13 protein-coding genes are annotated in these 13,687 nt (G+C 70.8%); 4 read left to right on the top strand and 9 right to left on the bottom strand.

Features of this window, described 5'->3' with window-relative positions:
• The first annotated feature begins 26 nt into the window (after positions 1-26).
• Positions 27-524 (top strand): inorganic diphosphatase, encoded by a 498-nt coding sequence (locus AB8735_RS20965; RefSeq protein ID WP_049716339.1) that lies wholly within the window; start codon positions 27-29, stop codon positions 522-524.
• Between the two features lie 48 nt (positions 525-572).
• On the opposite strand, the gene AB8735_RS20960 is transcribed toward AB8735_RS20965, so the two are convergent.
• Positions 573-2,243 (bottom strand): threonine/serine exporter ThrE family protein, encoded by a 1,671-nt coding sequence (locus tag AB8735_RS20960; RefSeq protein ID WP_372408772.1) that lies wholly within the window; start codon positions 2,241-2,243, stop codon positions 573-575.
• Positions 2,244-2,401: 158 nt separating this feature from the next.
• Positions 2,402-3,241 carry a DedA family protein gene (locus AB8735_RS20955; RefSeq protein WP_372408771.1) on the bottom strand — a complete coding sequence of 280 codons (840 nt, stop codon included), beginning with the start codon at positions 3,239-3,241 and terminating at the stop codon, positions 2,402-2,404.
• Between the two features lie 264 nt (positions 3,242-3,505).
• Between AB8735_RS20955 and AB8735_RS20950 the strand changes: the two genes are divergently transcribed.
• Together AB8735_RS20950 and AB8735_RS20945 are read left to right on the top strand one after the other, a co-directional pair.
• Complete coding sequence (locus AB8735_RS20950) at positions 3,506-3,874, top strand: YbjQ family protein (protein WP_344018796.1); 369 nt, start codon at positions 3,506-3,508, stop codon at positions 3,872-3,874.
• Between the two features lie 253 nt (positions 3,875-4,127).
• The gene (locus AB8735_RS20945; RefSeq protein ID WP_372408770.1) at positions 4,128-5,543 is read left to right on the top strand and encodes a glutamate decarboxylase; all 1,416 of its coding nucleotides are present in this window, start codon (positions 4,128-4,130) and stop codon (positions 5,541-5,543) included.
• Between the two features lies 1 nt (position 5,544).
• On the opposite strand, the gene AB8735_RS20940 is transcribed toward AB8735_RS20945, so the two are convergent.
• The 4 genes from AB8735_RS20940 to AB8735_RS20925 all read right to left on the bottom strand — a co-directional run bounded on the left by AB8735_RS20940 (position 5,545) and on the right by AB8735_RS20925 (position 9,288).
• Positions 5,545-6,147, bottom strand: coding sequence for a PadR family transcriptional regulator (locus AB8735_RS20940; protein WP_344018801.1), 603 nt, complete (start codon positions 6,145-6,147; stop codon positions 5,545-5,547).
• A gap of 73 nt (positions 6,148-6,220) precedes the next feature.
• Entirely contained in the window at positions 6,221-6,760 is a 540-nt protein-coding gene (locus tag AB8735_RS20935) for a DinB family protein (RefSeq protein ID WP_344018802.1), read from the bottom strand.
• Between the two features lie 115 nt (positions 6,761-6,875).
• Positions 6,876-8,342, bottom strand: a complete 1,467-nt coding sequence (locus AB8735_RS20930) for an aldehyde dehydrogenase family protein (RefSeq protein WP_372408769.1) — start codon at positions 8,340-8,342, stop codon at positions 6,876-6,878.
• Between the two features lie 82 nt (positions 8,343-8,424).
• Positions 8,425-9,288, bottom strand: a complete 864-nt coding sequence (locus AB8735_RS20925) for a helix-turn-helix transcriptional regulator (RefSeq protein WP_344018806.1) — start codon at positions 9,286-9,288, stop codon at positions 8,425-8,427.
• A 317-nt stretch (positions 9,289-9,605) separates the two neighbouring features.
• Here AB8735_RS20925 and AB8735_RS20920 point away from each other — a divergent pair, with 317 nt between their 5' ends.
• A complete protein-coding gene (locus AB8735_RS20920; RefSeq protein ID WP_344018809.1) occupies positions 9,606-10,094 on the top strand; it encodes an ATP-binding protein in 489 nt (162 codons plus the stop codon).
• A gap of 30 nt (positions 10,095-10,124) precedes the next feature.
• On the opposite strand, the gene AB8735_RS20915 is transcribed toward AB8735_RS20920, so the two are convergent.
• The 3 genes from AB8735_RS20915 to AB8735_RS20905 form a co-directional block, all read right to left on the bottom strand.
• Positions 10,125-10,364 (bottom strand): DUF397 domain-containing protein, encoded by a 240-nt coding sequence (locus AB8735_RS20915; RefSeq protein WP_344018812.1) that lies wholly within the window; start codon positions 10,362-10,364, stop codon positions 10,125-10,127.
• Between the two features lie 172 nt (positions 10,365-10,536).
• On the bottom strand, positions 10,537-11,409 hold the full coding sequence (locus tag AB8735_RS20910) for an NAD(P)-dependent oxidoreductase (protein ID WP_372411882.1): 873 nt from the start codon (positions 11,407-11,409) through the stop codon (positions 10,537-10,539).
• A 10-nt stretch (positions 11,410-11,419) separates the two neighbouring features.
• On the bottom strand, positions 11,420-12,982 hold the full coding sequence (locus tag AB8735_RS20905; protein ID WP_372408768.1) for an FAD-dependent monooxygenase: 1,563 nt from the start codon (positions 12,980-12,982) through the stop codon (positions 11,420-11,422).
• Positions 12,983-13,687: the final 705 nt, after the last annotated feature.

The raw sequence follows: 13,687 nt of genomic DNA, 5'->3' as shown, positions 1-13,687 counted from the left end.
ATGTGTTGATCATGAAGGAGCCACTCGTGGAGTTCGACGTCACCATCGAGATTCCGAAGGGTTCGCGGAACAAGTACGAGGTGGACCACGAGACCGGTCGCATCCGTCTGGACCGCCGTCTCTTCACCTCCACCAGCTACCCCGCCGACTACGGCTTCGTCGAGAACACCCTCGGCGAGGACGGCGACCCGCTGGACGCGCTCGTCATCCTGGACGAGCCCACCTTCCCGGGCTGCCTCATCAAGTGCCGCGCCGTCGGCATGTTCCGGATGACCGACGAGGCGGGCGGCGACGACAAGCTGCTCTGCGTCCCGGCCAACGACCCGCGCGTCGAGCACCTGCGCGACATCCACCACGTGTCGGAGTTCGACCGCCTGGAGATCCAGCACTTCTTCGAGGTCTACAAGGACCTGGAGCCGGGCAAGTCCGTCGAGGGTGCCGAGTGGGTCGGCCGCGCCGAGGCCGAGGCCGAGATCGAGGCCTCGTACAAGCGCCTCGAGGCCGCGGGCGGCTCGCACCACTGAGCCCCGGCTCGATGAGTTGAGTCGATGAGTTGAACGGACGCGCGGAAGCTAGAAGCCGCGCGTCCGTTTTGCCGCGCGCCGGGCCAGCCCGCCCGGAACGACGAGGAACATCCGCGCCGCCTCCGATCCGAGGTTGACGCCGATCGCGATGGCCAGCGCCAGCGTCGCCGCCTTGGTGAGGCTGGCCATCCCGGTGTCCATCTGGTTCTGGGCGAAGTTCAGCAGCGCGAAGTACACCGCGCTACCGGGCAGCAGCGGCCCGATCGCCGCCGTCACGTACGGCAGGGCGGACGCGTACTGATAGCGCGAGAGCAGCTGTCCGAAGAGGCCGACGAGCCCGGCCGCGATGGCCGTCGCGGGCACCGGGTCGAGCCCCCCGGTGTCGGCGAGCGCCCCGTAGACCACCCAGGCGACCCCGCCGTTGAGCGTCGCGTAGAGCACGGTGTGACGTTCCTGCTGGAGCAGTACGGCGAACGCGAAGGCCAGCAGCATGGCCGCGACGATCTGCACCACCGGCCGCTCCTGACGCTCCAGCGCCGCCTCCGGGTTGAGCGTGGCCCCGCCGACCCGCACACCCCCGTAGAGCACGATCAGCACGCCGCTGACGATGCCGACGATCAGATAGCCGACCTCCAGCAGACGTGCCGAGGCGGTGATGTAGAAGCCCGTCAGCCCGTCCTGCACGCCCGCGACCAGCGCCCGCCCGGGGATCAGGGCGAAGAGCCCACCGGTGATCACCGCGGATGCCTGGACGTGCACCACGTCGCCCATGGTGCTGAGCGCCACCCCTATCGCGGCCGAGGGCATCGCGGCCACCACGAACTGGTAGAACTCCGGCAGCCCGCGCGCCGAGGCCAGCCACGCCAGCCGGTCGCCCAGCATCGCGCCCGCGGCGGCCGCCAGGAAGACCACGACCCCGCCGCCGACCAGCATGCTCGCCGCGCCGGCGAGCAGCCCGGCGGCGAGCGTCAGCGCCCAGCCGGGGTACGGGTGCCGGTTGCGGCGTATCTCGGCGAGGCGGCGGTACGCCTCCTCCAGGGTGAGCCCCTGCGAGGTGATGTCGTGGACGAGCCGGAAGACGGCCGAGAGCCGGGTGTAGTCGGTGCCGCGGCGGCGCACGGTGCGGCTGGCGGTGACCGGGTCGTCCACCAGGGACGGCTGGTAGCTGACCGACAGCAGGGTGAAGGTGACGTTCGGCTCGCAGCGGTGCAGCCCGTACGCGTGCGCGACGCCGTACATCGCCGCCTCGACGTCCTCGGCGCCCTCGCCGCCCGCGAGCAGCAGTTCGCCGATGCGCAGGACCAGGTCCAGGACGCGGGGGACGGCCGGTCCGGCCTCCTCCTCCTTGGCCGGGCGCTCCGGCACCGGCCGCTCGCCGACCGGCATCCGGACCATGGTGCGCATCCGGTCCTGCCAGGGCGCGTCCTTGAGGAGGCTGACCTTCGGGACGCCGAGCGGCGGTGTGAGTTCCGCGTAGGGGATGCCCTGGGTCGTGGAGCCCGACGAGGGCCGGCCGAAGGCGGACCCTTCCGGGTGCCGGTCCTCGGGTTCGGCGATGCCCTTGGGCACGGCGAACTCCGAGGTCGGGTGCTCGTCCTCCGGTACGGGCGGCAGGGGCACGCCGAGGGGTGGCGTGAACGCGCTGCGCGCCTCGTCGCTCTGCGGTTTGCGGTCCTCGCCGGGCTCCGACGGACCGCCGTCCCGCTGCCGATCACCCACTGCGCGTTCTCCTCCACGCTCCTGTGCAGGTCAACCATGCCCGATCAGGAGTACGGGTGCCCAGTGGGGGTGATGGGATGCGAGTGAACTTCGGCCGTTCCGGACGTGAACCCGGGCGGTACCGGCGACGGTCCCGGCAGCGGTCCCGGCGCGCGGTCTCAGCGCTTGGCGTGCCGCCCGCGCGGCGGCCGCTGCTGCGTGCCCGCCTGCGGCCGGCCCGCGTCCTCGCCGTCCGGGTGCCGCAGCGGATACGGCTGGACGTCCTGGTAGTGCGGCGGGACCTGGTCGTACTCCCGCGGCGGCTGCGGCCCGCTGGGCACCCCGCCGGAGCCGCTCGCCGGCCCCGCCTCCTTCGGCCCCTCCTTCTTCGCCTTGGAACGGGCCCGCAGGAACTCGATCGCGATCGGCACGACCGAGACCAGCACGATCGCGACGAGCATCGCCTCGATGTTCGTCCGGACGAACTCGATCTTGCCGAGCACGGCGCCCAGCAGCGTCACCCCGGCGCCCCACAGGGTGCCGCCGATGATGTTGAAGATCAGGAAGGACCGGTAGTTCATCCGGCTCACGCCGGCGACGATCGGCGTGAAGGTGCGGATCACCGGCACGAAACGGGCCAGGACCAGCGACTTCGGCCCGTACTTCTCGAAGAACTCGTGCGCCTTCTCGACGTTCTCCTGCTTGAAGAGCCGGGAGTCCGGGCGCCGGAAGAGCGCCGGGCCCACCTTGCGCCCGAAGAGATAGCCCGCCTGGTCGCCGAGGACGGCCGCGAGCACGACGAGGAGGCAGACCACCCACAGCGGGTAGTCGTTCAGCTTCCCCGTGGTCACCAGGAGGCCCGTGGTGAACAGCAGGGAGTCGCCCGGCAGGAAGAACCCGATCAGCAGTCCCGACTCGGCGAAGACGATGGCCAGCACACCGAGCAGGCCGAACTGGCCGATCAGATAGTCCGCGTCCAGCCACTGCGGGCCGAGCGCGAGGTTGGTGACGGGGGTCACGGGTGATCAGGCTCCTGGGTCGGGGGCGCAGGCTCGTGCGAGGCCCGGGCACAGGCGGGGGAAGAGGGGACGTGCCTTCCCAAGCTATCAACGTCATCGGGCGGCCCCCCGGTTCCGGAGACGGGCCCGGGGGACGGGACCGGACGACCGGGCAGGGGGACCGGGCAGGGGGACGGCGCAACCCCGTGTCCCGTCCACGCGTCCCGCAGGTCGAACGGAAGAATGCGGGAAATCCGGAAAACCGCACGAACGAAGGTGGACGTGATGGGCATCGATGAGTGGGGCGGCGGACAGCACGAGCAGTCCGATGTGCTCGTGGTCACGACGAACGACGTACCCGGGTACCGGGTCGACCGCGTCATCGGCGAGGTCTTCGGCCTCACGGTGCGCTCCCGCCACGTCGGCAGCCAGATCGGCGCGGGTCTGAAGTCGCTGATCGGCGGCGAGCTCAAGGGCCTCACGAAGACCTTGGTCCAGACCCGTAACCAGGCCATGGAGCGGCTGGTCGAGCAGGCGCGGGCTCGCGGGGCGAATGCGGTGCTGATGTTCCGCTTCGACGTCACGGAGGCGGCGGATGTGGGGACGGAGGTCTGCGCGTACGGGACGGCTGTGGTGATCTCGCCGTTGGCGTAGTGCGCACGGGGGCGGCGCGGGGGTTTTTGCCCCCGTCCCGCCCTTTCGCCGTTTCTTGCGCGCTGCCGCGCGGGCAACGCGGCTTCGCCGCGTTGGTCCTCAAGCGCCGGACGGGCTATTTAGCCCGTCCGGCGCTTGAGGACAGCGCGCGCAGCGTGCTGCTGCGTGGGGGTACCCCCTCTGGGGGAGGTGAAAGGGCGGGACGGGGGCAAAAACCCGCATGGCGCCGCCCCGCCCGTGGTACCCGTCCCCCATGCCACTCCACAAGGGATCCCACCCCCGCGCCCCCAAGCGCGGCTACTCCGTCAACCCCTTCTTCGGCGAAGCCGACCCCGTCGCGGACATGGTCGTCGATCCCCCGCGCCACTCCCTCCCCGACGGCCCCATGACACCCCGCACGGCCTACCAGTTCGTCCACGACGAGCTGATGCTGGACGGCAACTCCCGGCTCAACCTCGCCACCTTCGTCACCACCTGGATGGAGCCGCAGGCCACCGCGCTCATGGCCGAGTGCCGGGACAAGAACATGATCGACAAGGACGAGTACCCGCGCACCGCCGAACTGGAGCGGCGCTGCGTGGCGATGCTCGCCGACCTCTGGAACGCCCCCGACCCGGCGAACACCATCGGCTGCTCGACCACCGGATCGAGCGAGGCGTGCATGCTCTCCGGCATGGCGTTCAAACGCCGTTGGGCCCGGCGCAACGCGGACCGCTACCCGTCGCCCGACGCCCGCCCCAACCTCGTCATGGGGGCCAACGTCCAGGTCTGCTGGGAGAAGTTCTGCAACTTCTGGGAGGTGGAGGCACGCCAGGTACCGATGGAGGGCGAGCGCTTCCACCTCGATCCGCAGGCCGCCGCGGAGCTCTGCGACGAGAACACGATCGGCGTCGTCACCGTCCTGGGCTCGACCTTCGACGGGTCGTACGAGCCGGTGGCCGAGGTCTGTGCGGCGCTGGACGCGCTCCAGGAACGGACCGGCCTCGACATCCCGGTCCATGTGGACGGCGCGTCCGGCGCGATGGTCGCACCGTTCCTCGACGAGGGGCTCGTCTGGGACTTCCGGCTGCCGCGGGTGGCGTCCATCAACACCTCGGGCCACAAGTACGGCCTGGTCTACCCGGGCGTGGGCTGGGCGCTGTGGCGGGACCGGGCCGCGCTCCCGGAGGAGTTGGTGTTCCGGGTGAACTATCTCGGCGGCGACATGCCCACCTTCGCGCTCAACTTCTCTCGCCCGGGGGCCCAAGTGGCCGCGCAGTACTACACGTTCCTGCGGCTGGGCCGCGAGGGCTACCGCGCCGTGCAGCGCAACACCCGGGACGTGGCCTGCTCACTGGCCGAACGCATCGGCGAGCTGGGCGACTTCAGGCTGCTGACGCGCGGCGACGAGCTGCCGGTGTTCGCCTTCACGACGGCGGACGACGTGAAGGTCTTCGACGTCTTCGACGTCTCGCGCCGGATGCGCGAGCGGGGCTGGCTCGTCCCCGCGTACACCTTCCCGCCCCACAGGGAGGACCTGTCGGTGCTCCGGATCGTCTGCCGGAACGGCTTCTCCCTGGACCTCGCGGACCTGTTCCTGGACGATCTGCGGGCCCTGCTGCCGGAGTTGCGCCGGCAGCCCGGCCCGCTGGGCCGTCCGGAAGCGGTGGCGACCGCGTTCCATCACTGAATCACTCAGGAGCAGGAGCCGAAGGGCTCATCCCCTCCCACGGATCCCCCTCCCCCGCCATCACATACGCCCCGCCCTCCAGCCGCTCGATGAGTCCGCGGGTCCAACGCTCCTCCGACTCCGCGGAGTTGAGCCACACACCGGAGATCTCCCCGATGTGCCGCCAGTCCTCCCCCTCGCCGGGCGTCCAGTCGCGGTGGATCTCCTCCTGCCACTCCTCCAGCGCCCGCACCCTTCGTCGCAGCAGCGCGACGGCCTCGTCCCGCGGCAGGTCGACGAGGAACCCGACGCCCGCCGTCAGCAGGTCGCGCCGCTGGCGGGGCACGGAGAGCGCCTCCCGCAGCAGCCGGAAGAACTCGTCCGCGCCCTCCGGCGTCAGCTCGTACTCGGTGCGCGGGGGGCCGCCGGCCTCACTGGGCGCGGTGTCGTGGGCCACGAGCAGCCCCTGGCCGGCCATGGCCTTCAGCGCGTGGTAGATCGATCCCGGCTTGGCGTTGGCCCACCGTCCCGCGCCCCAGAACTCCAGGTCGTTGCGGACCTGGTAGCCATGGGCGCGCCCGTGCTGACGCACCGCGCCCAGCACCAGCAGCCGGATCGCCGACATCTCTCCCTCGCCATCTCCCCCGCCCGTTCCCGGGTGCCCAGCCTAGGGCGTGGCCGACGGGCCGGCGCGGGCCCTAGGCGCCCGCCTCCGCCACCAGCTCGAAGGCCGTCTTCCCGTCGACCGTCTCGCGGATGATGTCGGCGTGGCCCGCGTGCCGGGCGTACTCCTCGATCAGGTGGAGCAGCAGCCAGCGCGTGGACACCCGGGCGTTCTCGGGGAACCAGGGGGCCTCCGGCAGCGCGAAGGTCCGGTCCATGGGCACGGAGCGGACGAAGCGCTCGGTCTCCGCGGCGACCTCCTCCCAGCGCGCGAGGAGTACCGGAACGGTCTCCTCCGCGTCGGGGTGCCAGCCGGCCTCGAAGCGCTTCATCGCTTCTTCAAGGCTCGGCTCCGGATCCGTGCCGCGTGCCCGGGACACCCAGCCGGCCTCCACCGAGACCGCGTGCTTGAGCAACCCGGCCAGGGACATGGCGCTGACGCTCGGCCGGGACGCCGCCTGCTCCTCGGTCAGCCCGTGCAGGGCCCGGCGGATGCCGCCGCGCTGGGCGTCGAGGAAGGCGAGCAGCGTGCCGAGCTCGTCGCCGGTGTTCTTCTCGATCACAAGACTGGGCATGGGGTCCTGCCGCCTTCCGTCCGTCGTCTCTGGCTGACGGATCAACAGTAGGACCCCACTAGGACACTTCAGGTCCTAGATGAGCAGAGCCCCGACGGTCGGAACGGGAAGACGGTCAGAACGGGAATCTGCTCCGCCCGTGCTGGATGGAGATCCACTTGGTGGTGGTGAACGCGTCCACCATCGCGTCCCCGTTGAGCCGCCCCACCCCCGAGTGCTTCTCGCCGCCGAACGGCACGATCGCCTCGTCGTGCACGGTGCCGTCGTTGACGTGGATCATCCCGGTGTCCACCCGCTTGGCGAAGCGCACGCCCCGCTCGACGTCCCCGGTGTGGACGGCGCCGCTCAGCCCGTACGGGGTGGCGTTGGCGATCCGCAACGCCTCCTCCTCGCCGTCGAACGGGATGATCAGCGCGACCGGCCCGAAGATCTCCTGGCCCAGGATCGGCGCGTCCTCGGCCAGCCCGGTGAGGACCGAAGGCTCCACCAGCGTGCCGACGGTCCGCCCGTGGACGAGGGCGGTGGCGCCGCCGGCCACGGTCTGCTCCACGAGGGTCGTAATCGCCTCCGCCTGACTGGAGTTGATGAGGGGGCCGATGTGGGTCACGGGGTCACAGGGGTCACCGGTCTTGAGCGACTTCACCCTGGCCACGAACTTCTCGGTGAACTCCCGCTCCACGGACCGGTCCACGAGGATCCGGTTGGCGGCCATGCACACCTGGCCCTGGTGGACGAAGCGGCTGAACACCGCCGCGTCCACGGCGTAGTCGACGTCCGCGTCGTCCAGGACGATCAGCGCGCTGTTGCCGCCGAGTTCGAGGATCGTCTTCTTGAAGTGCGAGGCGGCGACGGTCGCGACGTGCCGGCCGACCTTGTCGGAGCCGGTGAAGGAGAGCACCTTGGGGATCGGGTGCTCGATGAGGGCGTCCCCGATCTCGGCTATGTCGGTGACGACGACGTTGAGCACCCCGCCCGGCAGCCCCGCGTCCTCGAAGACCTTGGCGACCAGCCCGCCGCCGCACACCGGGGTGTTCTGGTGCGGCTTGAGCACCACCGCGTTGCCGAGCGCGATCGCCGGCGCCACGGACTTGACCGACAGCAGGAAGGGGAAGTTGAACGGGCTGACCACGCCGACGACCCCGACCGGCACCCGGTAGAGCCGGTTCTCCTTGGTGTCGTCCGGCGAGGGCAGGATGCGCCCCTCGGCGCGCAGCGCGAGGTGCAGCGCCTCGCGCAGGAACTCCCTCACCAGGCTCAGCTCGAACGCCGCCTTGACGGCGGTGCCCCCGCATTCGGCCATGATCAGCGAGGTCAGCTCGGCCTCGTGGTCGTCGACGATGCGCAGCGCCCGCTCGAAGACCAGCCGGCGGGTGTACGGATTGGTGTCCCCCCACGCCCGCTGGGCCCGCCGGGCGGCGCGGTAGGCCTCGTCGATCTCGTCCACGCCCGCCACGGTGATCGAGGCGAGCTTCTCCCCGTCGTACGGGTTGAAGTCGACGATGTCCCATGAACCCGTGCCGACGCGCCATCGGCCGTCGATGTACTGCTGCGCGAGATCCGTGAACGCGGAGGAGTAGGACATTCGCCATCCCTGTCTGCCGGTGCGTGGCCAACGGGCGCACGCGGGTTCAGACGTACTGATCAGTCGTCATCGTACTGATGTATCAGAGGAGTTGGAGCCGCTGCCGGATCAGGTCGCGCGTACGGGATGGCGAGAGGCTGTCGGACCGCAGACGGCCCATGACCCCTTCGTACTGCGCGACTTCGTCCGCCTTGTCGAGGTAGAGCGCGCCGGTGAGCTGCTCCAGGTACACCACGTCCGGCAGGTCCGACTCGGGGAAGCTCAGCACGGTGAAGGCGCCGCTCTCCCCGGCATGGCCGCCGTGCTGGAACGGCATCACCTGGAGCGTGACGTTCGGCTGCTCGGAGAGGTCGACGAGGTGCTGGAGCTGCCCGCGCATCACCGCGACGCCGCCGTACGGACGGTGCAGCGCGGCCTCGTCCAGGACGGCGTGGAAGAGCGGGGCCCGCTCGGAGAACAGCAGCTTCTGGCGCTCCATCCGCAACGAGACACGGCGCTCGATCTCGGCGGCGTCCGCCCTGGGCTGGCCGCGGACGACGACCGCGTGCGCGTACCCCTCGGTCTGGAGCAGGCCGTGCACGAACTGCACCTCGTAGATCCCGATGTGCGACGCGGCGCCCTCCAGGCCGACGTAGGTCTGGAACCAGCTGGGCAGCACGTCGCCGTAGCTGTGCCACCAGCCGGCCATGTTGGCCTCCCTGGCGAGGCCCAGCAGGGCCTCCCGCTCGGACTCGCGCGTGATGCCGTAGAGCGTCAGCAGGTCCTCGACATCGCGCGTCTTGAAGCTCACCCTGCCGAGCTCCATGCGGCTGATCTTCGACTCGGACGCACGGATCGAGTAACCGGCCGCTTCCCGCGTGATCCCCCGCGACTCCCGCAACTTCCGCAGCTGCGAGCCCAGGAGTATGCGCCGCACCACGGAACCGCTCGACTCGTTCGTGGTCATCTCTGCGACCCTTCCTTCCGGTCTGGTCCGGCCTGTCTGTCCGCCGTGTTGATCGATCCTTCCAGGGGGCGACCCCCGCGGCCCCCGGCGCCGAAGTCTGCCATCTTTGGGCTCCGTTGAGTGCACAGCCGGTCACGGATACCGGCCAGAACGGGGAGCACTACTGAAGGGGGCGTAGGAAGATTTGCTCCCCAACCCTCCTCTGCGCCCCCAAATCCTCCACGTGCACGTGCATCTGCCCTTGCATCCGCCCTGCGCATTGGGAACCATGGAGCGCGCACGTGCACGTCACGTCCACGATTGCAGGAGTGCCTCGGATGGGTACCGAAGGATCTACCGTGCTCTCCCCCGTCTGGCGAGGGCTGCCCCGGACGGACTCCTCCGCGGTGTCGAACTCCGCTTCCTGCGCCCTGCCACCCCGCTTCGAAGCGGTCCGCACGGCTCGCCGCTTCACGCGGATCACCCTGAACCAGTGGGGGGTTCAGGGGATCTTCGACGATGTGTCCCTGGTCGTCTCGGAGTTGGTGACCAATGCCATGCGCTACGCCGTCCCGGTGGACGCGCCGGGCGGGGGGTACGAGCCGCCCATACGCCTCCATCTGATGCGGTGGACGACGCGGCTGGTGTGCGCGGTGCGCGATCCGAGCGAGGAGAGCCCGGTCGCCGGCGAGGCGGACACCGGCGACGAACACGGCCGCGGGCTGCTCCTGGTGGAGAACTTCAGCGACGCCTGGGGCTGGCACCCCCTGGTGGGCGCTCTGCACGGAAAGGTGGTCTGGGCGCTGTTCCGGCTGCCGCGCGACTGACGCGGGCCTCCGTGCCTTCCGTGTCCTCCGTCAGTCCGCGACGAGGTAGTCGAATTCACCGTCCTTGATCCCCAACAGCATGGCCTCGATCTCCGCGGGGGTGTAAATGAGAGCGGGGCCATCCGGGTGGCGGGAGTTGCGAACGGCAACCCCGCCACCCGGCAACTTCGCGAACTCCACGCAGGAACCCTGCGAGTTGGAGTGTCTGCTCTTCCGCCAGACGACGCCATCGATACCCGATGCAGCCATGCCGTTGTGGACGTGTGGCACTGGAGACTCCCGGATCCGCCGCAGGGGGGTACAACTTCACCGGATCATAGCCGCGGTTCACATGCCCCGGCACGAGCAGATGCACGTGCACTGACGGTGTTTGTGCTGCTACGGAAGAGGTTTCGCCGCTTCCGCAGCAGCCGGGCACTTGCCCTCGGAATGCGAAGCGGGGTCACCGCTTCCGCAGATATCCGATCAATCGCGCATAACTCTCGCCGCCGTGGCCGTCCGCCATGGCCTTTCGCACCAGCCCCCGGAAGAGTTCGGGAAACTCCGGGTCGATCCCGCGGAGCTCACTGGCGTGCACCAGGATGTCCATCGTCGTGAGATGGAGATCCAGCGGGAAATCCCCGCCCGGAGTCCGTCCGGAATCCACCTGCCGGGCACAGTCGTTCATGAACGCCCCGACGGTTTTCATCCACCGGAGGGCGACATCCGTGAACGCCGTCGCCGTCACCCCGCCGCCGACGTCGGCCCCGACGATCGCAGTGCTGTGCAGCCACCCGGTGAGCGTGCTCCACATCAGCCCCAGCAGTGCCGTGTCATGGATGGAGGGCAGCCCTGGGTCCTCCCCCACGTGCACCGGGTCGCCCAGCGCGCCGAGGACGGGGCGGTGCGCGGCGAAGACGGCCGACGGACCGCCGTAGAGCAGGAGGACGTCCGGGTTCCCGATGCCGCCCGGCGTCGACATGACCACCCCGTCCAGATAGCCGGCGCCTTGGCGCCCGGCCCACACCGCCGTCTGCCGCCCGTCCCCCGGCGGCCCCGAGGTCAGATTGACGACCGTGCGCCCCCCGAGCGCGGCGGCCGACGGCTCCAGGACCTCCAGGACGGCGTCGTACGTGGACACGCAGATCACCGTCAACGGGCTTGCCGCCAGGGCCTCGACGGCCGTCCGTGCCCCCGTCGCGCCCCGGGCGGTCAGCGGCTCCGCCTTCTCCGGCGTCCGGTTCCAGACCGTGGTGCGGTGGCCGGCCGCGAGAAAGGCACCCGCTAATGCGGATCCCATGGCCCCCAGCCCGAGCACACTCACCTCTGAATCCATCATTCCCCCCTTATTTCTTTCCCAGTTGGACGGACCAGCGGTCGAGGTAGGCCCTGAGCGCCCGGCGGTCGGTCGCCCGCGCGCGCAGGCCCACGTGCCCGTCGGGCCGTACGAGCAGCAGCGTGCCGTCCGGCAGCGCGTCGGTGCGGATCCGGAAGGCCGCGACGGGCAGGGCGTAACGCCCGGCGATCCGCCGCAGGTCCGCGGTGCCGGCACCCGTCGCGTCGCCCGTCACGAGGATCGACCACCGCTGGTACGAGAGCAGATCGTGCAACCGCCCGGTCCCGGTCTCGCTGACGACGCCCCAGTCCGGCACCCGGTCGCCGGGCCGGGGCCCGGCACCCCTCGCCCGGCCTTCGGACAGCGCGCCGGCCCGGTGGTGCTTCCCGAAGCCGCTGAGCAGTTCGCCACCGCGCCGGTTGATGCGCCCGCTGCGCAGGGTGGTCGGCAGGATCATCCTTATCGCGGCCAGCGTCCGCCGGTCCGGGGGCAGTTCGAGGATGTTGCGCCGCATCTCCCGCATCACGCGGAGGGCCGTACGGCGCTGCTCTTCCTCGTACGTGTCGAGCAGCGCGTCCGGACACCAGCCGTGGTGGACGGCGGCGAGCTTCCAGCCCAGGTTGTGGGCGCCGAGCAGACCGGTGTTGAGGCCCCGGCCGCCGATCGGGGCCCACAGATGGGCGCTGTCCCCCAGCAGCAGCGCGGGGCCGCTGCGGAACCGGGCGGCGACGCGGTCGTGGAAGCGGGCGCGGTTGGCCCAATGCGGCTCGGTGGGCCGGAGTTTCACGCCCTCCTCGCCGGTCGCACGGGCGACCAGATCCTCCATCTCGGCGCGGGTGGGCGGCTCTTGGCGGGACGGATCCGGATCCGGGCAGAAGGCGAAGAAACGAATGCCGCCGCCGGGAACGGGGCTGCAGATGAGGCTGACGCCGTGATTGAGGAAGATCCGGGTGACGTCCGGGCGGTACGGATGGCTCCACTCGGGTCGGGCGTTGATCTGCAGGGACTGCAGGTTGATCCTCCGGTCACCCTCGAAGGGCGTGCCGATGCTCTTCCGTACGAGGCTGTGGGCCCCCTCGGCCCCCACGACCCACCGGCACCCGACGGTCCGGGTGCCGCCCCCCGCCACGTCCCGCAGATCGACCTCGGCCCCGCCCTCGCCCAGCCGCACCCCGACGGCTTCCGTCCCCCACTCGACATCCGGCCCCCACAGCCGCATCCGACCCCGCAGGATCGCCTCGATGGCGTCCTGCTCGATCCCGAGCGGCCCGGGGAAGGCGGTGTCCTCCATCCCCATCTCCTGCGCCCCGACCGGCCGTCCGCCGACATGGAACTCCCCGCGCGCGAGCGGCAGTCCCTCCGCCAGGAACCGGTCCGCACACCCGAGGTCGCGGAGCGCCTCCAGGGCGCGCTGCCACACGATGCTGGCGCGCGGCTCCTGTTTGCCGTCCGTTCTCCTGTCGACGACGACGGTGTCGACCCCGTACCGCCGGAGCGCGACGGCGAGCGCGAGCCCTGTGGGCCCCGCGCCGATGACGATGACGTCCCGGACGTCGCGGATGGCGTGCTGCATCGGCGCCTCCCCCTGTTGGGCATGATTGTGGGGTATGGGCAAGGTCGGCCTCAATGGCGCGTGTTGGGGGGTTGGGGGTGTGTTGTGCCCCCGGCCCGCCCTTTCACCGTTTCTTCCGGGGCGGAGCCCCGGGGCCCGTTGTCGCGGCTCCGCCGCGTTTGCCGGGGGCTGCGCCCCCTGGGCCCCTGGAGCGCCCTGCGGGCGCTGTCCTCAGGCGCCGGACGGGCTGGGGGTGTGCCCCGGTCCCGCCCTTTCACCGTTTCCCGGGGAGACCCCGGACCCCGTCCGCCCTCCGGGCGGAGTCCTCAAGCGCCGGACGGGCTGAAATAGCCCGTCCGGCGCTTGAGGACGAGCGGCGAAGCCGCGACAAACGGGGGCCAGGGGCGGAGCCCCGGAAGCAGGGGCGCAGGGGGCGCAGCCCCCGCCCGACCGCGGCGGAGCCGCGGTGCCGGGCCGAGGGGGCGGAGCCCCGGAAGAAACGGTGAAAGGGCGGGACCGGGGCACACCAAAGACCGCCAGGTCAGCCCCGTTGTCAGACCCCCCTGCCACACTGACTCGCACCGGCCGGCGGAGACGGACCACGGGGGTGCCCGTCTCCGCCGACCGCCGGTGGAGGCGACGGACGGCCACAGCCCCAAGTGGCGCACTCCCGCGCGCGAACCCCCCCACCCCCCACGCACTATTACGGCAAAGAAGCAAGACACC

Origin of the sequence: Streptomyces luteireticuli, assembly GCF_041519305.1 — a bacterium.
In the GTDB taxonomy this organism is placed as follows: domain Bacteria; phylum Actinomycetota; class Actinomycetes; order Streptomycetales; family Streptomycetaceae; genus Streptomyces; species Streptomyces luteireticuli.
This window is presented reverse-complemented; position numbering and strand designations above follow the sequence as displayed.